Origin of the sequence: Sorangium sp. So ce327 (genome assembly GCF_051530205.1) — a bacterium.
Lineage (GTDB): Bacteria > Myxococcota_A > Polyangia > Polyangiales > Polyangiaceae > Sorangium > Sorangium cellulosum_B.
This window is the reverse complement of the sequence record NZ_CP150330.1, coordinates 9,955,574-9,980,844: the sequence shown is the minus strand read 5'-3', so window position 1 is coordinate 9,980,844 and position 25,271 is coordinate 9,955,574. Positions and strand designations below refer to the sequence as shown.

The following is a 25,271-nucleotide window of genomic DNA, read 5'->3' as shown; positions in this document are numbered from 1 at the left end:
GGCGACTGGACTACTCGACATCGACGATCTGGCCCCAACGGAGGGTGCCTGCGCGGGCTAGGGTCTGACCGAACAGGAGACCCGAACATGGTCAAAGCTTTCTTCGCCAGCATGACATTCGGCGCGGCATTGCTCGGCTGCGCCCAGACCGAGGCGCCGGACGCGCCCCCCGCCGACGAAGAATCGGAGAGCCAGGCATCGCTCACGACGTCCACGAAATGGCTGGTGCAGCCGGGAGCGCGTCTGGTCTTGCTCGGCGTCACCAGCGACAATCACGCTCTCTACCAGGAGGGAGAGCTCGTGTATGCGACCGCGCTCAAGCCGGGCGCGACGAGGCAGCGAGTCGCTCAGGTGCCCTCCGGGAACACGGCGTTCGTCTACATCGTCGGCAAGGTCGCGTTCTGCTGGACCAACCCCGACCGGACCTTGCCCGGCTTCGGGGTCAGCCCCCTTGTCGTGTGGAGCGCGGCATCCGGCCCGCACGAGGCGTCCGCCGCCTCGCCCATCGGGACCTTCGCGACCTCGGCGAGCGCCGACGGCCGCTCGGTGCTCTTCCCCACCCATGGCAACGCTGACGGCAGCGTCGGCGACGTCGAGCTCGCCTCGACCGACATGAGCGAGCGCACGACGCTGCTCGGCGCCGTGCCGATGGGCTTCCCCCGGGGGTATTGTCGGCCGTTCGCCGCGTTCGTGGGCCGTCACGGCCGCTCGCACCCGGTCGCGCTGCACTGCGAGGGCGCCACGAGCTCTGCCACCTTGTCGAGCTGGGAGCGGGGCGAGCGGGTCGACCTGCTCAGCGGCGTCGCGACGCCCCCCTTCTTCAGCGCCGACGCCGACGGCGGGTCGTTCTTCACGACGCTGGCGGGCTCGGGGCACCCCGTCGTCGTCTCCGACGACGGCGAGGTGAGCGCGCTCGACGAGGTGCGCTCGAGAATAGGCTTCTTCACCAGAGGCAGCTTCGTCGTGTACACCGCGCAAACGCAGGCTGGCCTCGAGCTGCGCCGCGCCACGCCGGGCGACTGTCCGTCGACCGAGACCATCGCCGACGAGGTCGGGGGCATTCTCACCGTCCTGGCCGGGTCGAAGGTCATCACCGACGCGTGGGCGTCGCCGGACGGCAGCAAGGTGCCCTTCTTCACCCAGCGCGACCCGGCGACCGGTCTGTCCGACGTGGCGCTCGCCGACGCGCGCGACGGTACCCCGCCCCTGTCGGTCGACCCGCAGGCGCGGAACGTGCTCGGCGGCCCGCCCTTCAGCGCCGACTCGAAGCACCTTCTGTTCGCCCGCATCGTCGACCTGACGGCCGGCACCGCCCCCCTCTTCGCCTCGGCCGAGGGCGGCGTGCGGCAGTTCAGCGACGACGGGGGCTGGAGCTACCTGCCTGCCGTTCGCGGCCTCGTGTCGTTCAACGACAACACCCGCTTCGACGCGGAAGACTTCGCGAGATCGACGGCCGACCTGAAGGTCGTCGACCTGTCGCGCAAGCGCCTGAAGCCGCGGCTCATCGCGCCGGGAGCGAACCTGACCTATTTCAGCAGCCACGGCGGCCGCCGCCTCGCCTTCACGACGGACCTCCCCGGTACGACGGCTGGCCTCTATTCAGCGGAGGCCGGCGAGTAGGCGTGCAGAATCGGCGAGCCGGGCCCGGCCAGCGCGGGCGCTCGGCACGGCAAATTCGTCGCCCAAGAACTTCCCGGGTACGGAGGAGTGATCGGGGATAACTTCAACAATTTCGATGGGTTCAGCTTGGGGCTCGGACACCCTCGCAGTCGGCTTGGCCCAACGCGGGCCCAACCGGGCCCCTTCGGGGGCCTCGGCCTCCGCCGCGACGGGGGCGGAGAGGTCAGCCCGCGCCGGCGCCTGGACGGTCTGTGCGGGGGCGATGGCGGCTTCCGCGCTCGCCGCTCGTGTAGCTGGGCCAGCCGGCGCGGGAGTGCCCTCGGAACGCTCCTTGCTCGTCAACTCAGGGATCGCCTCATCAAGGGGGCGAAGTCGCCTAGGCCGAGTTCCGCGACCTTGCGCGCGGCGCGCTTGTAGTGATGGATCTGGCCGCTCGACTTGTGCCCGGTCCGATCGGAGATCCACGTCTCCGTGCGGCCGTTCGAGAGCTTGATCGTGATGAAGGTCGCGCGCGTGTCGTGCAAGCGGATGTTCAGCCTTGAATCCGTGGTCTCGAACAGCTCAGGCCGAGTAATGCCCGCGCGTCGGAGGTGGTCTCTGAAGCGCTCCGCCCCGTTGCGACCCGGTAAAGAGTTGCAGCCCCACTTTCCTACGAAGACGCGTACCTGGTCCGGGCAGATCTCGCGCCACTTCCGGAGCGCGCGCACGACGTCGGATGAAAGCGCCCATGCCCGGGGCTCGTCCGTCTTGTTCTCATCGAGAACAACGGCTCCCCGGTCGAGATCCACATCCGACCACTCCAGCTGTCCGGCCTCGTCGGCTCGCATTCCCTCGCGAATGAGGAAGCCGTAGTAGACCCGGAAGCATAAGGGAATCACCTTGCTCCCCATGAGGAGCTGATCCTCGTCCGGGTACAGGTACCCTTTTGCCTTGTCGTGGTCTGGCTTGAGAACCCATCCGCGCGGCAACGGATTGCCGCCTATGAGGCGCGCTGGATACACAGCCAACGACAGTATGCGGTGAACGACCATCGCAACATTTCGGCGCGTGCTAGGCTCCAGGTGCCCCGGCAATAAGGACATCGCGCGATCGGCATGATCGATCGTGAGGCGCACGAGAGGAACGGGACCGAGCACGTCGAGTACGTGCGCCAACCTCGATCTGTAATCATCCGCACTGCGAATCGCCTTCACATGATCCGGGTACTGCTCGGCCAGCTTTCCGGAAAGCACCCGCTCAGCAAACTCGGCAAAGGTGGTTTCTCCGGTTGCGCGGGCGCGCGCTTCTCCCTTGCACAGCTGGTCGATGGCAAGCCGGACATCCCGAAGAGCGTTTCCCTCGCGTGCGGCAGCCTGCTCCAGCAGCGGCACGCCGAGCACGATTTGCCCGGCGGCGAGCAGTCGCCCCGCAAGTTCCGACAGCACCTGCAGCCGCGCATTGGCTTCTTGCTCCGTACGGCACGTCGGCAGGGTGAACGTGGGTCGACCGGCCTCGCCGAGGCTGAGTCGTGCGGTCCACGCCTTCCCGCGCAGCCGGACGGAGCCGGAGCCATTGGCGCGCTTCTCTCCTGCGGACCTGCCGGTGGTGCGGGCGGTCGGCTTCGGGTTCTCCGTCGAACTGGCCGTACCAGGCGGGGCCGCGTCGGGCGCACCGGCCTCCCCCGGCAACGAGGGGCGCCCGCCGGAGCGGCCCGAACGCGGACGCCGGTCGGGCGATGTGGATGCGGGAAGGGATGATGAAGGGAGGACCGGCGAGCGCTTGGCACGCGCCCGCCGCTGGGGTACGTCGGTCATGGATCGGTCTCCGGTGATGCGGGGGTCGATCAAGGGCTCGTCCGGTGTTGCAAGCGCCGAACGAGCCCGCTCTACTTCGGCGGCAGCCTACCATGGCGTGCGCCTTCGGGAGGGACGCTCGCTCGGCCCGTACGCGCAGAAGCGACAGGTTCAAGGCCGGCGGCGGTCAGCACAGCGGCAACCCGCGTGCGCTCATCCGCCTCCGCGGTACGACGCGAGGCCGGCTCACCGGCCAGCGCGCGCAGGTACGCCACGAACGCCTCGCGCTCGACCAGACGCAGCTTGCCGAGCTTCGTGACCGGCAAGGGAAAGCCCGGCGCGCGGATCGTGTCGAGGAAGACGCGCGCCGGGATGCCGGTGACTGCCTCGACGTTCTTCTGCGAGAGCATCTCCGGCTGCGGCGCCGTGATCGTCAGCCCATCCAGCGGGATCGCGAGCGTTGCGGTTGCCGTCGCCGTCGCTGGCTGGTCGATCACCTTCGGGCTGGACCATCCGCCGGTGGGCGTCTCCAGGCACTCTCTGTCGATGGCACGCGTGCCGTTACCAGCCTGACGAAGAGCAAGCGGTGCCGATACACGCGCGAGAGCCGCTCGTGTCATGCCATACCTCCATCCGTGTTGAGTTCGTGAATAGGATTGGCGAGCGGGCGCGGTAGGCACGCACGGGAGAGGTACGCGGCGAAAGTCCAACGCGACGCCGCTTCATGTGCTCGACTCGCGCGCTTCCCGCCGGGCAGCGCTGCACCGCAGACCAGCATGCCGATCGCCCGGACGTGGGCTTGAGACCGCAGGCGTCCCGCGCTCCGCCGCCTCCCACGCGGCTCGCAGGCTGCTTTCAAGTTTTCCTCCCCCCTCCATCGACGGTCCCATTCGCTTCAGCGCCTCCAGGCGCGCAGCCTCCAGCCTCGACCGGCGCGGCGCCATCGCCCGGCGCTTCTCCACGAGCTCACCGAGCACCTGCGCCGCGCGCTCCCACTGCTCCGCCGCCCCCGGCGCGTGCGCGATCCTTCGCACGGCGTTCCAGGGCGCTTCAAGCTGATCACACAGGTTGCCGATCTCGGGGTGCAGCCGTGCGATCGCGCGCAGGTGGCACCGGGTCTGCTTGTTCATCTGGAAACACTCTTCCAGGACGTGGCTCGGCGCGCGGACAACTCCGCACGCGAGCTCGTACCAGCGCCGCGAGCTCATGCGTCTACAAAAGCACCGAACCAGAAACCTGCCAGAGCGAAGCCTTCATTTTCCGTTCAACTTTAAAGAGCGTTAAAGCACAGTACAAGAGTCGGCTCCTGGCGAGGGCGACGGCATTAAAGTCTGATGTAGCGTGTGACCAAGAGGACGCTGGTTCTCACGTGGCACCGTGACCTGACTGGCATTCGCTGGGGCCCGATCACGTGACCTCGGTGTGCGGGGTGACCCCTCCGGCGATCCCACGGCCCGGCCACGACGCCGGGCCAGCTGGCCCGGCGTCGTGGCCGCGGGCCGCGCTGGCGTCCACCTGGGCGAGCTCCGCCTTGCGCCAGCCTCCCGCCTGGACGAGCTCCGCGGCCCCGTGCGCCGAGTTCGCGCCCCGCCGGGTGCTCGCCTCCAGTCTCCAGCCCCAGGCCGCCCCGGCGTCCGCCAGGACGAGCTCACGCCGCGCCGCTCGGGCCGGCCCGCGGTCGTACCCGCCGCGCGCCGCCCTGTCGCGTGCGACAAAACGGAGGTCGGCGGCTCGCCGGAGACGCTCAGCCGACCCCGCGCAAAATTACCAAATCGACCCCTTCGCGCCCCCCCAAAATCGGCCCCTCGGGCGCTCTCTCGAAACGGCCTAACTGCGCGTCATCAAAGCGGGTTCCCCGCCTGACTAGATCCCGGTAACTCGCGACGAGTTACCGGGTCGTCAGAATTACCATTTCGGGCCTCCTCACGCGCGCTCGTTTAGGCTCTGTCCCGAACCCGAAACGCCAACACAACGGAGGTTCGGATGGGGCAGGAGCAGCTACCCTCGCGCTCTCGGCGGCTCCAGACGCGCGGTCGTCGGGCCGCGCTGGCGGGCGACGCTGCTGCACGGGCGGCATCGTGCGCAGCCCCAGGCGTTCGGCCGTCTGCGTGCGGTGACCGCAACCTGCCCCACGGCGCGCTCCGACGAGCCGCCCGCGCGCGGCACGGCCACGCATGGGCGACGCCGTGCAGCTCCAGCCGCGTGGTCGCCAACACTCCGCCAACGCCGTCGAGCGCCGTCCTGCCCACGGCGCCACGCCGGGCCGGGCAGGCGGACAACGCTGGCGCACGGACGGCGACATCGCCACGCCAGCGGGCCGGCGTCGCGGCGGTCGGCATGCGCCTCCGTGACGCCGCCCACGCTCCCCGCGCCTGTCACGGGCGCGAGGCCAAGCGCCAGCGGCGGCCCTTCACGTCAGACCGGGCAGACCGGACGATGGCGCGCGATCGGCCAGCTTGGCGCCTCCGAATGTCTCCCGAAAAATGTCTCCCAGGGCGCCTCGCGCGCGGACGTCCACGCGCGCCGATCCGGGCCGCGCATGGCGACGCTGAACCCGGGCGCCACGTTGGGGCCCTGCACCCGTCGATCGCGTACGAGACCATGGGGCAGCCGGCCGACGTCGCAGGCTCGCCGAGCTCCCTCGCGTCCGCTCGGCTTCAACTGCGCACGGTGAACACCATCTCTTGTGGGAATAGAATCCTGCGCGACCCCTTGCGTGTGCGCGTAGAACCCACACGATGCCGATTCGCCGCGCTCGGCTCGCGCATCGTGATGAGGCGCACGCCTGGAGCGGCACGACGTCGTCCGGGCGCCAGCGTCGCCCGCGAGCGCGGCCCGATGGCGGCACCGCGGGCCTTTTGCGTCGACACCACGACGACGCGGGTTCGTCGGCAGCTAGATCGGGGCCTCGTCATCCCTCAGAAGCCCATCAATCTTGCTTAGCAGTTCTCGCTTGACCCGCTGCCGGTTCAGTTCGTCTTCGTAACCGGCCTTGACAGATGATACCTTGGCGACGCCCTTCAGCATCATCAGAGCGTCGATCATTCGCTCCGCCTCGTCGTCATCCAGGTCGCGCCGGAAGTGAACAACCAGGCCCTTGACGCTCATTGCAGTCCCACTCCCCGCGAAGAGATCTCGCCGGCTTCCCGAAGCATAAGGATATTACGCAACTCACCGATGGCCCGTGCGCGTCGCCTGTAAAGCGTCGAGAGGGGCAGCCCTGCATCTTGGGCGATCTGGGCCATCGAAACTCCGCCCAGATCGTGTGCCACGAGAACGAGTCGCAGCATCGGATCGAGCTCATTCACTGCATCCATGGTGCTGGCCCGGACGTTGTCGGACTCCATCACAGCGGCAGCATCCGGCGCTGGATCAAGCACCTCGATCGAACTGACCAATTCCTCCCTGCGCTTTCGCGCACGCTCGTGGTAGTGGGAGGCAACGTGTACGGTGATCGCGTTCAACCAGCGCTCCGGCCTGCCGCGTTTCGGATCGAACCTGGGCCAGCTCTCGCAGGCGTTGAGCCAGACCTGGCCCGCGACGTCGCCACGATGGCACTGAGGGACCCCCATCCTCTCCAACCAGAGCAACACGGCACGAACCAGCATCGGGCAAAACAAGCGCCCGTACGCCGCAGCGCGCTTGCCTTCATCGGGACAATCCATGACTTTACCCCCCTTGCGAAATCGCACCCTATGATGAATGCGAGGCACGGCTGCGCTCACCCATGGCTCCCCACTCCCGGAAGGGTCGTGTTCAGCGGAGAGCGCTCTGCGTCCTCCCAATCGGCCCCGTTGGCGGAGCTCGCCCCCCCTTCGTCACGCTGTACCGGGAAGCTCGTCAGCGTGGCGGCGCGCTGGGCGAGCTCTGGCCCCGTGGCGGCGCGGACAGGGAGCGGCGACCTAAGGCGCAGCTGCGGAGGCGGCGGGAGCTTCGCGCGCGGGCTCCTGGCCGCGAGCTCGGGAGAGAGCACAACAGGCGGAGGAACGTCGAGCGCGCGGGGAGGTACCGTCGGCGGAGTCGGCGGCGTCGGCGGCGCCGAGCTCGGGGCCGTCGACGACGCCGGACGCGCCGAGCTCTCGCGCTTGGTGACGGGCTCGCCGACCGAGATCATGACGGTCTCCTCTGCGTCCGTTCGGTAGTCGTCGTGTAGCCGCCACAGGCGCTCCCAGTACCGCGCGGGCGTGCCGGTGAAGGCTTCCAGCTGCCGCGCGAGGCCGGGCGTCATGGGGAGCTCGCTCCTCAGCAAGCGCTCCACCTCCCTCGGTTCCAACCCCGTGCTCTCGGCCAGCTTTCTCCTCCATGAAGGCGTCGTCGCACAGAACGACTCGAGGATCCTTCCTGGCCAGGGGACGGGGCGCGCGCGGGCGACTGTCAGCTCTGCGAGCGCCGCGTCGACGTGACAGTCCAGAAGACGCCGGTACCGGTCCCGCTCCCCCGCGACCTGCGCCTTCGCATCGGTGAGGGCTGCCTCCTCGTCGTCATGCGCGTGCTCGCGCGCCTCGCGAAGCCCGCGCTCGCGTCCCAGCGCTTCGCGCGCGGTGACCGCGAAGCCGATCGCGACGCAGGCGATCATCGCAAGCCCGAGCGGCGAAATGAGCCACATCGCACCAAGCACATCCTCCATCGTAGTCATCGCGTTTCGTCTCCTGGACGTGAACGTTCTTGTCGGAACGCAAGGCGGATCTCGGCCCTGTGCTGTCTGGTCTGAAGACACCACCAGCGTCACCGCCAGCTCGCCGTCGATCGACGGCCGATGATTCAGCGAATGAGCCTGAGCAGCGCTTCGCGCTCCGCTGCGAGCCGGCCGCGCGGAAACTCACGCGCATGGGCTTCGAGCAGCTGGCGCGCCTCGTGATCGCCCTCTCCGTCGTTGTCCTCAATGGCCCTTCGGGCCTGGCTGATCAGGCGCATCTCGCGTGCGGTGACAGTTGGCCGCACGGGGCTTCCCGGGGACGAGTTACGAGGTGCTGTCGTCACAGAGGGCGCGGGCGTGCTGCGCGCCACAGCCTCAGCGCGCGCACTGCCTGTTGCCGCCGGCGACGAGCTCTCGGGCACGGCGGGCGCGGCAGCGGAATGCGCACTGTCACGTGAGCCTTGCGTCGTGACGTCGTCTGGTGCGGGCGCGCGCCCCGGTGCGCGGAATGCCGACGGGGGCAGCCACGATTCCGCGCTGGGCAGCGGCGGCACCGCCGAGAGGAGCGCGCCGGTCAACACGACGAACGCAACTTGGACGACGATCCTCACGCCCAGCCGGCGCAGCCAGGCCGTCCACGACGCACGGCGGTCCAGCCCGAGCACCAGCGGGACGCAGGCGCTCTCGTCCCTACCGTGCGCGGGTTGCTGGGCCCTCCACCGCTTGAAAGCCGCATCGAGTCGATCCCAAGCCCGGCGGTGCTGCGCCCTCACTGTGTCCAACGAGACGTTCAGCTCGGCGGCGATCGCGGAGAGCGGTGTCCCCTCGATCTCGTGCTTGACCAAGAGATCCCGGTACTTGGGGCCGACCCGGTCGAGCAAGTCTCGGGTCAGCTCTTCCCGCTGCCGCAAGCGCAGCAGTTCCTCCGGCGTGGGGCATTCGTCTCGGGGATCGCGCTCCTCGAACGGCGTCAGCACCTCTCCGCGGCGGCGCTCGTTCCGCCTGTGCTTCCGTGCCTCGTTGAGGGCGATCGTGACGAAGTAGCGCGCCGGATCGCCGCTCAGCTCGACCCGCCTCGTCACTTCCAATCCCCGCAGCAGCGCGTTCTGCGCGACGTCCTCGGCGTCGCGCGCCGGCACGCCGTGAAGCCTGGCCAGGCGCCGGAAGCGGTTGAAGCTGAGGAGATGGGTCGCTGGCTTGCCCACGGTAGGTAGCATCCCTGAGCCGCTCGAAACGGTGCAGGAAAGTGCAAGCAGCGGCAACTTTGGTAGCACCAGGTGGCACCGATACATGTGTTCAGGCGATCGGGTGCTCGCTGCCGCGAACACGCGATCGCATTGCCGCACCCGAACGCAATTTGCCACTGCCAGGGCCGCTTTGCATCGATTCGCTCTCGTTGACGCCGCGCGGCCGGCGCGAGTACCGTCCAACCATGCGATGTTCCGCATGCGCTCTGCTCTTCTCTGCGCTCCTCGCCGCATCCGGCGCTGCGAGCTCGGCCAGCGCGGAGGACGCCTATCCGGAGCCAGGACCACGTGACGGCGCAACGGTGAAGGACCATGTTCGCCGCGGTCGCAGGGCACGCAACGCCGGGCAGTGGACCGAGGCATACGCCGCCTTCAAGGCCGCCTTGGAGGCAGCAGACCCAGCGTCCAGCACGGAACGAGAGCGCGCGGAGCTCGCCGGCGAGCTTGGTCTCTGCGAGCTCGCGCTGCGCAAGTACCGCGATGCCGCCGAGCACCTGGCCTTTAGCCTCGAGCAGCGCACGGCGCTGCCGCTCGCGCTTCAGCTACGATTCGAGAAAGGAGAGCGCGAGGCAACATCGCACGTCGCGACACTCGTGCTCTCGGTCGATCCGCCGGATGCCGAGGTGCTCGTCGACGGCAAGTGGGTAGGCCGGGTCGCGCGGACGTACAAGCTATTCTTGGAGCCCGGCCAACGCATGGTGCGGGCCCGCGCACCGGGCCGCCAGGATGGTTTCCATGAGTTCGGGGCTGTGGCCGCAACGGCGTACAACGTCAGAATGCCATTGGCGCGTATGGCGGTGAGCCAAGCTCCGGAGAGCGCGCTGGGTTCACCTAAGGAGACGCCGAAGACCAGGAGCTCTTCACCCGCCGTGCGCGCGCAGGCCCCCAGCCCGTGGGCTTCCTGGCCGGGGACGCTGCGTATCGCGGGAATCACCGCCACGACGGCCACCCTGTCGACGGGCGCCGTCCTGATGATCAGGGCCAGCACGCTGGATGGTGACGCGAGCGAGCAACGCGACGGGCTCACGCGTGGTCGGACGTCCAGCTCGTCGATGTGCTGGCAAGCGTCCCAGCGCTCCTCGTGCGGCGCCCTGCGCCGCCTCCTCGACGAGCGCAACCTCTCCGACGGCTTGGGCACGGCCCTGCTCATCACGGGGGGTGTGCTCGGCGCAGCGACGGCCGCGTCCTTCTTCACGGACCTCTCCTTCCTGGGGCTCTCGCCGGCTCAGGAGCGGATCCACGTCTCGCCCGTGGCGGCCGGGCGTGAGACCGGCGTGAGGATCGAGGGAAGCTGGTGAGGTCAGGAGGGGCGGTGGAGATGCATTCGCAGGGCGGCCGAAGCGCTCGAGCTTCCGTCTTCGCCGTGGTGCTGTGCGCGTGGAGCGCGGGCGCGTCGACCGCGTGCCGTTATTCCGATGCTTGCTGGGAAGGGCTGGACTGCGCCCCCGATCCGGAGCCTCCGCCCGACCCCTGCGCAGGAGCGCCTGGTACCGCGCCGGCGCTGGACGAATGCGGGGTGTTCGTCAGCGGGTCGTCAGGCAACGACAGGCACCCCGGAACGAAGGACGCGCCGGTCAAGACCTTGCAACGCGCGATCGGGCTCGCCGCGCACGGGCGAGGCCACCGCGAGGAGCCGACCCGGCGCGTGTACGCGTGTGGAGGGGAGTTCGCGGAGACGATCACGCTGCCTTCGGGGGTCGATCTGTGGGGCGGACGCCTCTGTGACGGCGGCGACTGGTCGTATGCGGGATCGTTCGACGGACCGGATCATCCGACGATCATCGCTCCGCCGGTGGGGATCCCGCTGCGGGTCCTCGGGGGGAGCGACGCGGTCGTCGCAGGGGACGACGCGACGTCCGTGATCTTCGGCGTGCGCGCCGTGGCGGCGGATGCGTCCGCGGACGACGGCAAGTCGTCGATCGCGATGATCTTGAGCCAGGGGGCCAAGGCGAAGGTGGTGTCGAGCGATGTCATCGCTGGCGACGGCAAGGTCGGGGAGCCGGGCAAGGACGCGCTCAGCGTCCGCGCGAAGGACGGAGCGCCGGGGAACGACGGCGCGCTCGCCTGCACCGTGGACGCCGCTGTGGGCGCCCTGCCGGTTGTCAACTCCTGCGACGACGGCATCGAGTCGACGGGCGGATATGGCGGCGACGGCGGGCTTGACGGCGGCGGCGATGGCGCGCCAGGAAAGCCGGAGCCCGCGGGAAATCCGCAACGCTTCGGGGCTGCGGGGCTCGGCGCGGGCGGCGATCAGTGCACGAAGGGGGAAGACGGCGCGCCCGGTGCCAGCCGTGGCCGCGCTGACGGCGCGAAAGGTGAAGGCTACCTCGACATCCACGGATGGGTCGGCGTCCGGGGTGAGGATGGAAAGAAGGGCGGCGCCGGCCAAGGGGGGGGCGGCGGTGGCGGCAGCAAGTCGCGCGGCGACATGGTTGCGTGCCCTGTAAGCCGCCCCCAGAGCGGTGCGGCCGGTGGCTCGGGGGGGAGCGGGGGTTGCGGGGGCGAGGGAGGCCGGGGCGGCGGCTATGGTGGCGCGAGCATCGCCATCGTCGCACTGGAGGACTCGGAGCTGGAACTCGACGCCACGAAGGTTGTCGCGGGCAACGGCGGCGATGGCGGGGTCGGCGGAACGGGCCAACCAGGCGGCGTTGGGCTGAAGGGCGGTCGCGGTGGGCTCGGCTATGGCGACATGTGGGACGCGTGCAGCGGCGGCCGTGGAGGCAGCGGCGGCCACGGCGGTGATGCCGGCGGTGGGCTCGGCGGCGCTGCGATCGGCATCGCGTACGTGGTCCCCCATCTGGCCATCCTGCCCGGCACGATCATCGACGTTGGGCACGCAGGAGATGGCGGCTATGCAGGAAACGCTGCCTTAGACGACGAGGTGGGCCGAGGGGCGAGCGGCCCATGGGGTCCACTCTATCCTTTCGGTGCGGCAAACGAGCCGCCCCGTTGAGTCGCTCATCGCGGCGCAGCCGTCGAGGAATGCCGATGACGTCAAAACGCACGATTGGCCTGCTCCTGGCTCTTTCTTTCGCCGCGGTTGGCTGCGAGAGCGCGCCAGGCCCCATCGATGCCGATGGTCCGCCCTGCGCGCTCACATCGTCGTGCCAGGACGAACCACCGCCGGAAGCCGTCTGCCTCGAGCACCTTGCCGCCGATCGGCTGGCCGACGGCTGTGGCGTGTTTGTCGCCGGGCCCTTCTTTGGCGGCGACGATGCGAATCCAGGCACGAAGAACAAGCCGGTCCGCTCTCTCCATCGCGCGATTGCCCTGGCGCGCATCGGTCGAGGAAGGGTGTTCGCGTGCAACGACGTCTTCGAAGAGTCCCTCATCCTACCCTCCGGCGTGGACCTCTACGGGGGCGTTGATTGCCAAACATTCGAACGCTTCAAAGAGGGTGTTACAACCGGCCTCATCGTCCGTGAGAGACCATTCGCCATTGCTCTGACCGTCGAGCCGGCGGGCGCCGGCGACACCGGGGCGGCGGATGGAGTCTCGACGATCGACCACGTGACCATCCTGGGCCAAACCTATATCGGGATGCTCGTCCGGTCGGGTACCGCGGTGGAGCTCACCCGGAGCGAGATCAGCGCATCCCCCGGAAACGGGGGCGGCCATGGCGAGGAGTGGCCCGGGCCGGACGGAGCACCCGACGGGCCGCACGGCATCTACGGCGGGGATGCGTGCTCGGGCGCCGTTGTCGCCGGCGGGCCCGCGGTGGTGAACCCGTGCGAGGGCGGGATCCCGACCGTCGGTGGCAAGGGAGGAGACGGGCGTGCCGACGGCGCTGGAGACGGGGAGGCCGGCGAGCCCGTACCCGCGCCGGACCTCGGCCACGAAGGGCAAGGAGGACTTGGCAACCGCGAAGACGTTGGCTGCTACAGCGGCTTCAACGGGAAAAACGGCAAGTGGGGTGCGATCGGCGCATCTGGCGAGGGCATCGGGCGGCTCACCGAGACCGGATGGGAGGGCGACAGGGCAGCCGATGGCATCCGCGGCATGCCGGGCCAAGGCGGCGGCGGAGGAGGCGGGCGTCGTGGCGGGCTCGCCGTGTGCGGCGTGGCCTCCAAGGGAGGCGCCGGCGGCGGCTCGGGCGGCGCGGGGGGCTGCGGTGGCCGAGGCGGCCGAGGGGGCGGGAACGGCCAGCCCAGCATCGGAATCGCCGTGCTTCACGCCAAGCTGACGGTGCGCGACAGCCTGCTCACGACGCGCCTCGCCGGGTCGGGTGGGGACGGCGGGGCGCCGGAGCGAGGCGGCGATGGCGGCTGGGGCATGCCAGGCGGGGCCGTGGGGGACGGCACGTGGTCGTGTGGCGGCGGCGACGGAGGCCGAGGAGGCGACGGCGGCTACGGCGGCCCCGGACGCGGCGGCGACTCGATCGGCATCGCAACCCTCGACGAGGACCAGCTCACGCTGGAGGACGTCACCTACGATCTCGGACCGCCGGGCAAGGGCGGCGTGAGCTGGGATTGGTCTGGTGAAGAGATCCGAGGGGAGGACGGCACCCGGGTCGAGACGCTGCGTTTCCCTGAATAGGATCACGACACTTCAGGCGAACCCTGCAAACGGTGTGAAGCGCATACGCCTCGGGCGATCCGCCATGGCGTGATCGCGGGAACCATCGCCGCGCTCCAGCCGATTGCGGCGACGGCCACTGCCGACCGGAAGGACAAGGGAGCGGGCCCCCTCCGGGGTGCGGGCGGCCTACCGCTTCAGCGACGGCGCGTGAAGCCGAGGACGAGCGCCGCGCCCATGCCGACGAGCACGAGCAGGGCCACGGCGACCCACACCCAATCCCGGGGCTCCGCGCTGAAGTAGACAGCCCCCGCGCCGCACCCGGGAGAACACGCTCTTTTCATCATGCACCCGTCCTTTTCATCAACCACCGCCGCCGGTCCGCCGGAAGGTGCGGACCACGCCGCGGTATTCCTTGACGCCGCGGCCCCGCTATCTGCTCCGGCGCCATGGGCGACGCCGGCTTCATCGCGCGCCCGCGGGCGTCGAGCTCGACGCCCGCGGGCGCTCCGCAAACCGTGGCGCCGAATCCGGCCATGGGACGGCGGACGCCACGGAATGGCTACGGATCCACCGAAGTCCAGACACCTGAGAAGAGGCACACGTAGATCGTCGCCTTGCCCATCAACGACCAATACATGTCGACATCTGGCACCAGCTCGTTCCCGATCTCCGGCGGGATCGGCTGGTAACCGGGGTACGTGGCCTCGATCTCCCGGGCGACCTCGCGCGCCACCGGCTCCTCCTCGGGGATGCCGGGGAGGTGGATCCCGTAGTATGGGCCGAGCAAGGACACGTGGAAGCTGAGCGCCGTTTTTTCAGTGAGCCAGATGCGGGCCGAGTATGCCGGGTCGATCCCCCCCGCAAACAGGTTGAGCGACTCGTTGTGAAGGCCGTATCGTTCGTACATACGGTGGATCATCGCTTCCCACGTCGGGTACGCCGCTCGCCCGCGGTTTGCGGCTTCCACCAGGCGGCCGTGCTCCTCCGTGTCCTCGTAGACGGGCTCGCCCGGAGGCACATAGATGCGCATGATTTGTTGCACACCCCGCGGGTAGAATCGGTAGATGATGTCGAGCAGCTCGGAGCGAGTTGTCTTCATGGATTCGTCACCGAGGCACCGAGCCTTTTGTACTCGGATTTGAACGCAGCGTCCACCGCGCGGTGAAACCTATCACAGAAGGATCACATAGGATCACGTAGGGTCGTTCAGAAAGTCCGAAAGCTTATCCGGACACCCATCCCTGGAGCAGATGATCCCCTGCCGGTGCGAGCCGCCTGAGGTCCCCCGGCGCGCATCGCCACGGTCGCGCCGCGGCGGCGGAGCGCCGCCGAGCTCCCCGCGAGCGCTTCCGAGGACGAAGCGCCCGAGCTCACCCACGTGGACGGCGACTGCCCGGGGGGGAGTAGTTACGGATCCACCCAAGTCCAGACCTTCGAGAAGAGGCACATGTAGATCGTCGCCTCGCCCATCAACGCCCCGTCCATCGCCACGTCCGGCACCACCTCGTTCCCGAGCTCCGGCGGGATCGTCTGGTAACCGGGGTACGTGGCCTCGATCTCTTCTGCGACCGCCGCCGGTATCTCGTCGGGCTCGCCCGTATCGTGGATCCCATAATAGGGCCCGAGGAGGCTCACGTGGAAGCTGAGCGAAGCCCTGCTGTTGGGCGAGGGAACGGGCTCCAAGTCCTTGGGGCGATAGATGCGGGCCGAGTACGCCGGGTCGCTCCCCCCTGCCACAAGGCTGAGCGACTCGTTTTGAAGGCGGTATCGTTCGTACATGCGGTGGATCATTGCTTTCCACGTCGGGTACTCCGCCCGCCCGCGGTCTGCGGCTTCCACCAGGCGGCGGTGCTCTTCTGTGTCGTCGTAGAAGGTCTCGTGGGGAGGCACGTGCACGCGGGCGAAGTTATGCACGCCCCGCGGGTAGAAGCGGTAGACGACGCCGAGCAATTCCGAGCGGTTTATCACCATCATTTCGTCACCGAGGCGCCAAGTCCCTTATACTTAAACTTGAACGCAGCGTCCACCGCGCGGTGAAACCTATCGCAGAAGATTCCCGGCGGAAGATTGTAATCCATGAGCTGCGCGACCTCCTCCGTGATCTCCTCGCTGAGTTCGGCTGCACGGAGGTGATCGATTTTCCCCATCAACTCAGTCCGGAGCGGCATCTTGATGGTGATAGGACAGGACCACTCCCTCGTGCCGGCTGAACTTACCTGCTTAAAATTCAGGTTTGTCTTGGCCTGTTGGTACCCGCCTGCAGCCCCCCGGCCGTCATCCTCGACAGTGGTAACGAACGTAAAGAACGACGAATCGAAATCTACCCAGACGAAGTGGGCCATTCCAGGCTTCGGACACTTCGAGCTGCATGCACCGCTACAGCTCAGGAAGGTCGCTCCGGCTCCCCCTACATCGCCGGCTCCGGGGCACTGGTCTCGCGGGGTCTCCGGGCTAGTTCTCGTTGGGGTCTCCGAGCTGTCGCTCGGTCTCTCCTCTTCGTCTTCGAGCTCCCACTCGTTGCACGCGATCTTGCCCTCGCCGCCGCCTTGGGGGTCGGCCCCGAAGTCACCGGATGCGGAGGAGGTGAAGACGGGGCGTGGCTCGGAGCCCGGACCGGCACCTGCACCCGAAGTTCCTTCCCCGACAGGATAGCAGTCGCCGAACGTCATGTTGCACGCCGCCAGCGCCCAAACCGCGATGACCAAGATCAATAATAGAACTTTTCTCGCGTTCATTTCTCACTCCATCGAAGCACAGGACCAGCAACAATGACGACGGACACATAGCCCGGGAGCACCAGACTGCCCCGACCGACCCAATCCACGTTGACGCTCACCGACACCCCGAGCGGTCCAGCGACGTACGCGTTGGTCTGCGCGTGGCCGCCTACGGCCAAGCCACCGACGTGGCCGCACAAGGTGACGCCGCACGCCGGCATGAGGTAGAACGCGACAGACGGCCCCGCGCTGACGTTGCCGTCCTTCCACGTGTACCCGACGTCCACCGAGGTCTGGTTGTAGATCCCGAGCCCGTCCTCCTGGATCGGGGGTAGGATCGTGCACAGGTCGTGCACCGTGAACAGGATGTCTCGCTGGATGGGCCAAGATATGCCCGCGTGCGGCCCCACCGCGAGGCGCGGAATGGTACCGGCCTGGAGCCACCCGAGACTCACACCAGCGCTCAGCTCGGAGGCCTCTCCTTGCGTCGGTACGACGACGAGCAGCGGGTTGACCAGGATCGCCCATGGGATCCGCCGCCTTCTTGTGCCCATCGTCTCCTTCCCGTCTTCCGCAACTCGTGAGCAACGTGCCGACGCGGGGCATTCTTCTGATCAGAGGATCGGCGTCAAACGGAATCTAGGCGAGCACATTACACTGGCCAGGGGTCGTACCGTCCAGAGCGTGCGCCAGCGAGCAGCTACCCGCGCGGCGCCAGCGCGTGTCGACGTGCTGGCGCCAGCTGCCTGGCCGCGCCGCCGCGGGTGCGCGCGACCGGCCACGCGCCCGGCGCTGCACGATGTCGGCTGCAAGCCCGACCCAGCGCGGCACCGTGCCCAGGCAGCGGTGACCGCGCGCCGTGGCGGCCACGCGCGTGGCACCGCGCCACGTCGCCCGCGCGGCCATGCCGCCCGCGAGCGCGGCGCTTGGCGGTGGCCTGCGCGGTCAGCGACGACGACGCGCTAGCGCTCACGCACATGGAGCCGCACGACGTTGCTCGTGCGTCTGAGCCGCCCGCGAGCGCCACACGCCGCGGCGCCATCGGCGGGGAGCCACGAGATCGGCTACGGATGGCCCGATGGGGCTCCGCAGGCACCGCAGCCCGGACGGTCCCGCAGTCCTCGCCGCTGCTCGAGGTCGTCGCCGTTATTGCCCCGGCCGGCGGGCCGCTCGGCGTCGTCGAGCTGCCGAGCCGCGCCTACGCCGATCACCTCGCGCAGGCGATGCAGATCGCCCAGGAGCGCCATCACCTCGATCACACCGCGCGCGGTACTCCAGCGAGCGGAGCGGGAGAACAAGCGGTTCAAGAGCTCGATCATGCCGCTGCGCATCCGCCCGTCCTCAATCGACGGCGCCCGCGCGACAAGGGCAGGCCGCGCCGGTGCCTTACGGTTCTGCCGTGCCGCGACCGAGCACGGCTTGGACGCCCGCGCTCGCAACCAGCGACGGCCGGGCCCGACGCGCTTGAGCACACGGACATCGACGGCCCCGAACTCGCCGGTATCCACCTCGACCTCCGTGCGCGGAGCGGTCGCGGACCTCGGCCCTGCGACCTGTCTGCTCGAGCGCCATGTAGCGCGCCCTCGGGGACTCCGCGCCCCCGCGGCCGCTCCGGAGCAAGGAATGCGGCCTTCCTCTCTGCTCCGGCGCCATGTACGTCGCGCAGAACGGGCGCCAGCTGGCCGACGCGCGGCGTGCCGACTTCGCGCGCGAAGTCATCCAGGTGAACCTCGACGCCGGCGACGGCTCCGCGCGCGCCGGCGCCCACCTCGACCCCGCGACCGCGACCGCTGTCTGCTCCGGCACCAAGCAGCGCGACGCCGGCGCGATCCCGAGCTCGCGTGCGTCCATCTTGTGGCTGCAGCCGCTCCCGCGGAGCGCCCGGCGTGCCCCTTGATCTCCGCAGCCGTCCCCCGCGTACTCAACCAGGAAGACGGCGGCGTCGATGCGGCCAGAGTTCACCCGCCAGCATGCATTTCGCCTCGCTGGCAACGTGAGGTCGGTCGGGTGGAAGGCGTCGCGGATCATCTCCTCCAGGTAGAAGCGCATCAAACAGTGGGCTCGGCTACCCTGCGGAGGCGAACACCTGGGTGACACAGCGGACCGACCCCGCGATCGCCGAGCTCGACTTCGATGGCCGCTTCGCGCTGCTCGTCGATGCTGAGCACATCGCCCGTGACAACAAGCGGATCGGGCGGCTGCTGCGCGAGGCGAAGCTGCGAATCCCGAGCGCGTGCCTGGAGGACATCGACTACGCGCCCAAGCGGGAGCTCGACCGAGCCCAGATCCGCCAGCTCTCGTCGGGTCGCTGGATCGCCGACCACGCCAACGTGCTGATCACCGGGATGACCGGCGTGGGCAAGAGTTACCTGGCCTGCGCGCTGGCGCACCAGGCGTGCCGCGCTGGCTTCCGCGCCCTCTACCGGCGCGTGCCGCGCCTGCTCGAGGAGCTCGCCCTCGCGCACGCCGACGGGACGTACACGCGCCTGCTGGGGCGGCTGGCGAAGATCGACGTGCTCGTGCTCGACGACTGGGGGCTCGCGCCGCTCAAGGACCAGGAGCGCCGCGACCTGCTCGAGGTCTTCGAGGACCGTCACGGGCTGCGGTCGACGTTCATCACCAGCCAGATTCCTGTCAAAAAGTGGCACGATCACCTCGGAGACCCGACAATCGCCGACGCCGTCCTGGACCGCATCGTCCACAACGCGCACCGCCTCACGCTGAAGGGCCCCTCGCGCCGCAAGGGCAAGGAGACCACCGAGACCTGAACCCCAGACCCCGACGGACCAGCGTCGCTTCGCTCCGAGGGCGATCACGATGCGCGATCGCGGTGATCACGATGGCGTGATCTGCGTGATCACGATGGGCGGTCTCCGCACGCGAAAATCTCACGCGGTTTATTGCAGGTGCTCCAGCCGCAGCAGAGAGACTTGCCTGACGACTTCTTCCAGAGTGTCGTAGATCGGGGCACCCCCGTCCTCACCGAAGAGTCCATACATAAGTTCCGCTTCACGCAATTCCGGGGCATACACCACAACGGGTTTTCCCCGCCCCGCGCACCACCCAGCCTCCAGATGAGCGCTCATACCCGAGGGAAGAACGAGGGCGCATACGTCACACCATTCAAGGGCGCGCCGATCACGGCCGAAAGCGTGACGGGCGTGAGGGTGTTGGAGCCCCTGAATGAACTGCTTCACCGACCAGTTCTGCCAACTCGGATCCACATCAGACCATGAGAAGCCAACCTCGCCCGCACTCGGATGGCGAAAGTCGTAAACATCGTGTCCCGCAGATTGGAGTGCAAGAACAACACTCGGCTGATAGGTGTTGCGCCATGACGAGGCGACGTAGATTTTCACAGTAAAGGCTCCAGCAGCGACTTCATGCAAGAACCTCGTCTAGGATCGAATCAGGACTCCTGAACTGGCCCGTTTCTCGATCCGTCACGCAAACGAGCCTCTTGTCCCGGACCACCGATGCGTCGAAGGCACCTCGGAACAGAGCCTGCTCGTCCTGCCGCTTCTCCGCACCTCCGAGGCTCCGGCCGTCATCTACGAAGTGCCTACTCACGGCGAAGTCCTCGACGAGCAGGACGAGCCGCACGTGCGACAATTGGTGTACATTGAACTCGCGCTCGAGATTAAACACGTAGTCACCTGAATACCTGCGATATATTGGAGCATAAACGCATTCACCGAGATGGGCTCTATTGAAGATGACTTTGGCCAAGGGGGCTCCACGCAGGATCTGGAACATTGTTCGAAAGCTGGCTTCCTGATACCGGCACAGTGCTTCGTCCTTGGATGCTCCCATGGCATAACAACCGAGTTCCATCGGTTTCTGATAGTGCAACACCTGATGATATCCGAGGCGGTGCTGAATGCCATGAAGCAACTTGTCCTTGCCGACCCGATCGATGCCTTCCAGAATAAAGTGGTTAGGCAGTGTCACCTGGTCCTCCTCTTGGTTGAACATTGCTGAGATCTTCTTCGCGAGAACTGCAAGACATTGAGACGCAGTCGGCATCGGCGAGTGGGCAGGAACCGCTGATCAGGCGCCCTCCTGATCGTTGACATAGGTGATGATATCACTCACCGTGTGAAAACGGATGAGATCTGTATCTGAGATCTCAATCTCGAATTCCTCTTCGATGGCCAACGCAATTTCGAGGAGATGCGGAGAGTCGACCCCGAGTGTATCGAGAAAGCATTCCTCAGAGACAGCTTCTTTCTCCACCTCAAGCTCTCTCGCAATGATTTCGACAACCTTGCTGCGGCTCTTGGTCACGTTGTCCTCCCATTCCGCTACTAGGCGAAATAGACATCGTATGCAGACGAGCTCATTTGAGCCCTGATTCCCTCCACTCTTTCGCGGTACCCATCGAGCTTGTGGCGATTCTCAGAGTAGATCCGCAGGAGACGAAGGATATCTTCCCAGTACGGGTGGAATTGCGACACAGGCGGAGAAGCCGGACCCGTGCGGATCGCCTCTTCCGCCTCAAGCAGCTTTGGAAGCAGCGGTAAGGGGTCTTCCTGAGGCATCGGAGGCATTGGCTCAATAGATTGAAAGCCCTCGCTCAAGTAGGCCGTCGCCATGTCCCGATGCTTGTCGTAGAGATGCAGATGACCGACCATGTGTTGATAGAAGCCTATTTCTGCACCAAGCGATCGTGCGATCAACTCCTGAAGCATTGTAAACACAAATATATCATGTGGAAGTCCGAGATAGGCGTCGTTCGAGCGCATGTGTGTGATGAGGTGGAGCTGATCGCTTCGTAGAATGGCCTGCAGTGTGCAAGTACAGGGTACATCCTTGTAATCCTTTACGATATCGCTCGATGAGAAGATCTGAATTACGGCCCTCTTCGAGTTTCGTCTTCTGTTTAGCAGATCCACCATATTCCTGACTTGGTCGAGATCCCTCTCGCCAAACAATCTTGGCCCATAAGCGCCGTGGACTGTTTTCCCGTCATCGCTGTTGCGACTATAATCCTTGAGATAGTGCTCGATAAAACTAAGCTTGTTCGATCCAGAGAGACACCAGAATAGTTCGCCTAGCGCGCTGTAAACCTTGCCTCGCATCTCGGAGCGACTAATACGTGCGCGTGGATTTGTCAGGCGAAAACTGGCCCCCAGTATCTCAACGCCGCCGTCACCCTTTAATCCTGAAAACCGATCCTGAGACTCGACAAGACCTCTGATGGCTGCTCGCATCAGGTCGTCCGCGCACTTGTACTCGGGGGGCGAAAAGGCGTTAGTTGTCATCGCAGCTACCCCTCCTTCAGCTCGATTTCGTTGCGGTTGTTCCACTGGTAGTAGATTTTCAGCCGGTTGAATTGCTGATATCCAACAATTCTCTTGTGTTGCATTTGCCCCACAACGATGCCGCGCGAAACGCCAATGCGTCGCGCAAACGAGATAATGGACCTCTCGTCAACCAGCGAGGTAAGCCAGGTTTGAAACTCGGACGGGATCAGAATCTGTGCAGCGTACTGATCCGCTTCAAGCTCTTCCTTGGTTTCGCTATCTTCCCAGTCATCGACAATGATACTTCCTCGAGAATGAAGCAGAAGATGCGCCAGTTCGTGGAAGAACGAGAACCAGAACTGGTCATTGCTGAGATGGCGATAGCTCAAGAGAAGCATCGCCTTGGTCGTCGATAGGAACCTAACAGCGCCACGAGCGCTGCAACCACTTGGGGGCCGTACTACCGCAAGTGCGATGCCACAGCTCTGGCAGAGCCGCTTCAACTCAGGGAGGTATTGCGCGGGATCCTCCGTGCGAGTGAGCTTGCGCAACACCGGCATGAGGTTCTGAAGGCGCTCAGCATTCCATGCAGCGCACTCAATTTGATCTGCTTCGATCTCTCCGGCTCGAATCCATACAGCGAGAGAGCCAGGGTGAGAAATTATTGCGCGCGAGGTCTTCTGCTTTATTGATCTTGGCAGCTGCTCGATGTGTTCGTGACAGCTCTCCGGATCGTCCTTCCCGAAAAAATTGACGACCTCGTCCACCGTTTCGGCATGGGACTGTACGGGCTGGATGAATGCCCGCGACTTCATTTCATCTAAAGGTAGCTGTGCAAGAAGTTGCCGCTCACGCTGCCGGTGATCCAGGGCTTCGCGATACAGCTTTTCCCTCTCAATCCAGAACGACTTCGACAGGCCCACCGCGTGTGCGAGGAACGCGGCGACGTCGGAATCGATTCCGAGCTTCCCGTCGAACAGCTGCTGAGCCATTCCCCGGCCGAAACGCTCGATGATTACCTGCCGAGGGCGAGCGGAGGCTTTCCGCGAGAGGAGGTCTTCGATCGTTGCGCCGGGCGGCGGAATCCAGTCAGGATCATACTCAGCCTTGCTCATCGTGCCTCCCGATTGTGACAACCTTGACCCGAGTAACGCCCGCCCAATTTAATGCAAGTTCCTTCTTCTTGGGATGATTGGCCACAAGAACAAGGCTGCAATCTTTCGCCACCGGCACTTTCAGTGCATGAAGCCCATCGAATGCACATTCTTCGGCTCCGAAAGCCACCAATTCGCTGGCATTCTGCAGGGCGCGCAGATCCGCGAATCGCATCGCAAGTCCCTTGGCGGCGGTTGGTCCGTAGCGAATAAGTGCCTTCGCAGGAATTCGATGGTAATCCCGAAGCTCTTCTGTTTCGAAGGAAATCTGCAAGAGTCCTCCCCCTATGCACCTGTTCAATCGGATGGGGTAAGCAGCTGTCGCCCTGCGGGGGCGGACCTCAACGGGAGCGCATCAACCCAGGCACACAAACGTGGCCGGTGTGCCTGCGGCGCTTCGAGCGAAGCGGACGAACTGGCTTTCGCTGCTTGGAATGCGTTGCGCAACGGGCCCGTACAGCAGGTCCAACACAACCCAGCCGGATCGAGCGAGAAGACCCCTGGAAGGCTTGGCTCGATGGGAGCGAGTCTGAGACTGCTCGCATCATATGTGCCGAGAGGACTAGCCACTGAACCTCTCATATTGAGAAGGGGACTTCTGCCAGTTGCAGATCGCATCCTCGACAACCTGCATCGCGAACTTTACTCCTGCACCTGCGAGTTCATAACCGAGTGGCTGTATCTGCCGATCGAGGTGAATCGGGCGGAGAGTCTTGCCGCTGTGCCCCATCAGCAGCAGCTCGGCACCCGCACGCGGCCCTGTGGACCCAGAGATGTATGGAGAACCAGGTTCGATGGGGAAAATGTTCAGCTTTCCTAGTGAGCAGAGGAAGTCAAAGCACCCGGTCCTGCCGAATGCTCTGACATTCTTTCTCATATCTCTGTAGATGGCGTCGAAGAGGTTGCACCGGTCGTTGCCGACTCGTTGCTCAAACGACGCGAGTAGCTGCGCGTGGGAAGAGTGCTTCTGGACCCACTTTACGTAGCTTTCGATGGCCTGAGCGGTGCCAGCTCGAGATTTTGGTTTGAGACTCATATATTTGCGGTGGTTGCCGAAGCCGCCTTTCAGGAGCTCATGATTCGCCTCTAGCCACCGCGTGAATCGCATTGGCCCCTGCCGTACGTGGTGCCAGTCCCATCTAGACCCGGCGCCGAGCGAGCCATAGACTTCCCGAACGAGTCGCCAGCCGGTGCGGCGGTTAGTGCCAAAGTGGGTCGAGAGAAATGCCAACCATGCGGCCTCGTCCATATTGTTGGCTCGCAATTGGTGGATCGCGGCCCGGATGGGATCGAAGTTCTTCGAAGTTGGGTCACTGCGTGTGGGGTCTGGTACGCGGCTTCGGAGAGCAAAGAAGTACTCGACGCGGCGAACACTGTCGTAGATCTGCCGCAGCAGCACCTCGAAAGCTGCATCAGCACTGATCCCTAGCGGCTTTGCTGAGGATCGGTACCTGAATAGTCGATGGCGGATCGCTCGGCGGAGTTGTGGGCTGACTAGACTCACGATAGAATCTCCTGCACGTTCTTAGAAATCCAACGACGGATCGACGCTTTGACCGCGCGCGTGACCCCAAAGCTGCTCTGGATGTTGTGGTTGAAGCCGAGCACCGTCACCTCTCGATTGAGGTGAATGCCCGCAAGAACGCTGATCGATCCATGATAGGCGTATCCGGGAACCCCAGATTCTTCAGGCCGTGGCAGCTTCCATGAGGGCTTTAGGGTCGCGGCGAGCATGGTGCCACTGATTTTCTGGAACTGAGAGACGACGTAGCTACCATTCAGAACGAGGACTCGCAGCGGTGAGTCCCGTACAAGGCGCCCCAGTGCATCTCCAGTGACGGCGAATAGATTTGACCTATGTTCAGCGGTTAGCTCTGCCCACTTGCAAGCGGTCGCGAATGGAACGACGTCAAGGTGGCAGGCGCTGAACATCGGTGAGTAGTACGAGAAATTGGTGCCGGAGATGAGGAAGTCGAGTTGCCGGAACCAGCGATCGTAGGGATTCGTTTGGAAATATTCCTCGCACGCCCGGGCGATCTCCCGGTGGTGAATCTCACCGGCTTGAGCCCAGGTCTGCAGGCCCAGTGAACTCAGAGTGTGAAACCGCCGCTGCGCCCCTGCGAGCTCGTTATCGCGATCATCGACAAATTCCCTATTGCTCGGATTGATTCCGACCGTTGCAATTGTCGATCGCGACACATCGCCGAACGCGGGAACTGGAGAACTCCATGGAATGACCTTGGTGCTCTTCTTGGGTGCCATCTCGAGTCGGCTAATGAGATAAGAGACCACCTGCTGCATGCTGCCCTCGGCGAAGAAACTACGTCGGCTCCGGTCGCTTCGCGTTTAGGTGACGGGTTG

Annotated in this window: 27 protein-coding genes and 1 pseudogene; 6 read left to right on the top strand and 22 right to left on the bottom strand. The window is 65.9% G+C overall.

All coding sequences use genetic code 11. The features are described 5' to 3' along the window. Window positions 1-87 precede the first annotated feature (87 nt). Window positions 88-1,620, top strand: a complete 1,533-nt coding sequence (locus WME95_RS37375) for a hypothetical protein (protein WP_437904090.1) — start codon at window positions 88-90, stop codon at window positions 1,618-1,620. A gap of 338 nt (window positions 1,621-1,958) precedes the next feature. On the opposite strand, the gene WME95_RS37370 is transcribed toward WME95_RS37375, so the two are convergent. The 7 genes from WME95_RS37370 to WME95_RS37340 all read right to left on the bottom strand — a co-directional run bounded on the left by WME95_RS37370 (window position 1,959) and on the right by WME95_RS37340 (window position 9,233). Beyond that, entirely contained in the window at window positions 1,959-3,413 is a 1,455-nt protein-coding gene (locus WME95_RS37370) for a tyrosine-type recombinase/integrase (RefSeq protein WP_437904089.1), read from the bottom strand. Window positions 3,414-3,484: 71 nt separating this feature from the next. Continuing rightward, window positions 3,485-4,012 (bottom strand): hypothetical protein, encoded by a 528-nt coding sequence (locus WME95_RS37365; protein WP_437904088.1) that lies wholly within the window; start codon window positions 4,010-4,012, stop codon window positions 3,485-3,487. Between the two features lie 102 nt (window positions 4,013-4,114). Beyond that, on the bottom strand, window positions 4,115-4,522 hold the full coding sequence (locus WME95_RS37360) for a hypothetical protein (RefSeq protein ID WP_437904087.1): 408 nt from the start codon (window positions 4,520-4,522) through the stop codon (window positions 4,115-4,117). Between the two features lie 1,765 nt (window positions 4,523-6,287). Continuing rightward, window positions 6,288-6,500 (bottom strand): hypothetical protein, encoded by a 213-nt coding sequence (locus WME95_RS37355; protein ID WP_044966212.1) that lies wholly within the window; start codon window positions 6,498-6,500, stop codon window positions 6,288-6,290. Beyond that, complete coding sequence (locus WME95_RS37350) at window positions 6,497-7,057, bottom strand: RNA polymerase sigma factor (protein ID WP_437904086.1); 561 nt, start codon at window positions 7,055-7,057, stop codon at window positions 6,497-6,499. Before WME95_RS37350 ends, WME95_RS37355 begins: the two co-directional genes overlap by 4 nt. 56 nt (window positions 7,058-7,113) lie before the next feature. Continuing rightward, entirely contained in the window at window positions 7,114-7,998 is an 885-nt protein-coding gene (locus tag WME95_RS37345) for a helix-turn-helix transcriptional regulator (protein ID WP_437904085.1), read from the bottom strand. 155 nt (window positions 7,999-8,153) lie between these two features. After that, window positions 8,154-9,233, bottom strand: coding sequence for a sigma-70 family RNA polymerase sigma factor (locus tag WME95_RS37340; protein ID WP_437904084.1), 1,080 nt, complete (start codon window positions 9,231-9,233; stop codon window positions 8,154-8,156). A gap of 344 nt (window positions 9,234-9,577) precedes the next feature. Here WME95_RS37340 and WME95_RS37335 point away from each other — a divergent pair, with 344 nt between their 5' ends. Both WME95_RS37335 and WME95_RS37330 read left to right on the top strand, forming a co-directional pair. After that, entirely contained in the window at window positions 9,578-10,573 is a 996-nt protein-coding gene (locus WME95_RS37335; RefSeq protein WP_437904083.1) for a hypothetical protein, read from the top strand. 20 nt (window positions 10,574-10,593) lie between these two features. Further along, on the top strand, window positions 10,594-12,228 hold the full coding sequence (locus WME95_RS37330; protein WP_437911066.1) for a hypothetical protein: 1,635 nt from the start codon (window positions 10,594-10,596) through the stop codon (window positions 12,226-12,228). Window positions 12,229-12,269: 41 nt separating this feature from the next. On the opposite strand, the gene WME95_RS37325 is transcribed toward WME95_RS37330, so the two are convergent. Then, window positions 12,270-12,533, bottom strand: a complete 264-nt coding sequence (locus tag WME95_RS37325; RefSeq protein WP_437904082.1) for a hypothetical protein — start codon at window positions 12,531-12,533, stop codon at window positions 12,270-12,272. 252 nt (window positions 12,534-12,785) lie between these two features. Between WME95_RS37325 and WME95_RS37320 the strand changes: the two genes are divergently transcribed. Further along, window positions 12,786-13,811, top strand: a complete 1,026-nt coding sequence (locus WME95_RS37320; RefSeq protein ID WP_437904081.1) for a hypothetical protein — start codon at window positions 12,786-12,788, stop codon at window positions 13,809-13,811. Window positions 13,812-13,987: 176 nt separating this feature from the next. On the opposite strand, the gene WME95_RS37315 is transcribed toward WME95_RS37320, so the two are convergent. From WME95_RS37315 to WME95_RS37290, 6 genes are all read right to left on the bottom strand, one after another. Then, complete coding sequence (locus tag WME95_RS37315) at window positions 13,988-14,137, bottom strand: hypothetical protein (protein ID WP_437553442.1); 150 nt, start codon at window positions 14,135-14,137, stop codon at window positions 13,988-13,990. 215 nt (window positions 14,138-14,352) lie between these two features. Next, window positions 14,353-14,892, bottom strand: a complete 540-nt coding sequence (locus tag WME95_RS37310; protein ID WP_437800063.1) for a hypothetical protein — start codon at window positions 14,890-14,892, stop codon at window positions 14,353-14,355. A gap of 308 nt (window positions 14,893-15,200) precedes the next feature. After that, window positions 15,201-15,767, bottom strand: a complete 567-nt coding sequence (locus WME95_RS37305) for a hypothetical protein (RefSeq protein ID WP_437553438.1) — start codon at window positions 15,765-15,767, stop codon at window positions 15,201-15,203. After that, window positions 15,764-16,528 (bottom strand): hypothetical protein, encoded by a 765-nt coding sequence (locus WME95_RS37300; RefSeq protein ID WP_437904080.1) that lies wholly within the window; start codon window positions 16,526-16,528, stop codon window positions 15,764-15,766. The genes WME95_RS37305 and WME95_RS37300 overlap by 4 nt, the downstream gene beginning before the upstream one ends. Then, window positions 16,525-17,064: a hypothetical protein gene (locus tag WME95_RS37295; RefSeq protein WP_437904079.1), complete on the bottom strand. Its 540-nt coding sequence runs from the start codon at window positions 17,062-17,064 to the stop codon at window positions 16,525-16,527. Before WME95_RS37295 ends, WME95_RS37300 begins: the two co-directional genes overlap by 4 nt. A 510-nt stretch (window positions 17,065-17,574) precedes the next feature. Then, window positions 17,575-18,018 carry a hypothetical protein gene (locus tag WME95_RS37290; RefSeq protein ID WP_437904078.1) on the bottom strand — a complete coding sequence of 148 codons (444 nt, stop codon included), beginning with the start codon at window positions 18,016-18,018 and terminating at the stop codon, window positions 17,575-17,577. Between the two features lie 143 nt (window positions 18,019-18,161). On the opposite strand from WME95_RS37290, the gene WME95_RS37285 reads away from it, so the two are divergent. Together WME95_RS37285 and istB are read left to right on the top strand one after the other, a co-directional pair. Continuing rightward, window positions 18,162-18,407, top strand: coding sequence for a hypothetical protein (locus WME95_RS37285; RefSeq protein WP_437904077.1), 246 nt, complete (start codon window positions 18,162-18,164; stop codon window positions 18,405-18,407). 187 nt (window positions 18,408-18,594) lie between these two features. Beyond that, window positions 18,595-19,278: pseudogene (istB, locus tag WME95_RS37280) on the top strand (IS21-like element helper ATPase IstB); the annotation flags it as partial. A gap of 129 nt (window positions 19,279-19,407) precedes the next feature. On the opposite strand, the gene WME95_RS37275 reads toward istB, so the two are convergent. The 8 genes from WME95_RS37275 to WME95_RS37240 form a co-directional block, all read right to left on the bottom strand. Further along, window positions 19,408-19,899 (bottom strand): hypothetical protein, encoded by a 492-nt coding sequence (locus WME95_RS37275; protein ID WP_437904076.1) that lies wholly within the window; start codon window positions 19,897-19,899, stop codon window positions 19,408-19,410. Beyond that, window positions 19,892-20,485, bottom strand: coding sequence for a hypothetical protein (locus WME95_RS37270; RefSeq protein WP_437904075.1), 594 nt, complete (start codon window positions 20,483-20,485; stop codon window positions 19,892-19,894). The genes WME95_RS37275 and WME95_RS37270 overlap by 8 nt, the downstream gene beginning before the upstream one ends. A gap of 75 nt (window positions 20,486-20,560) precedes the next feature. Next, window positions 20,561-20,797: a phosphopantetheine-binding protein gene (locus tag WME95_RS37265; RefSeq protein WP_437904074.1), complete on the bottom strand. Its 237-nt coding sequence runs from the start codon at window positions 20,795-20,797 to the stop codon at window positions 20,561-20,563. 20 nt (window positions 20,798-20,817) lie between these two features. Further along, on the bottom strand, window positions 20,818-21,774 hold the full coding sequence (locus WME95_RS37260) for a thymidylate synthase (RefSeq protein ID WP_437904073.1): 957 nt from the start codon (window positions 21,772-21,774) through the stop codon (window positions 20,818-20,820). 5 nt (window positions 21,775-21,779) lie between these two features. Continuing rightward, window positions 21,780-22,871: an ImmA/IrrE family metallo-endopeptidase gene (locus WME95_RS37255; RefSeq protein WP_437904072.1), complete on the bottom strand. Its 1,092-nt coding sequence runs from the start codon at window positions 22,869-22,871 to the stop codon at window positions 21,780-21,782. Further along, window positions 22,858-23,184, bottom strand: coding sequence for a hypothetical protein (locus tag WME95_RS37250; RefSeq protein WP_437904071.1), 327 nt, complete (start codon window positions 23,182-23,184; stop codon window positions 22,858-22,860). The genes WME95_RS37255 and WME95_RS37250 overlap by 14 nt, the downstream gene beginning before the upstream one ends. Window positions 23,185-23,472: 288 nt before the next feature. After that, a complete protein-coding gene (locus WME95_RS37245) occupies window positions 23,473-24,309 on the bottom strand; it encodes a hypothetical protein (RefSeq protein ID WP_437904069.1) in 837 nt (278 codons plus the stop codon). 101 nt (window positions 24,310-24,410) lie between these two features. Next, entirely contained in the window at window positions 24,411-25,172 is a 762-nt protein-coding gene (locus WME95_RS37240) for a hypothetical protein (RefSeq protein ID WP_437904068.1), read from the bottom strand. Between the last annotated feature and the right edge of the window lie 99 nt (window positions 25,173-25,271).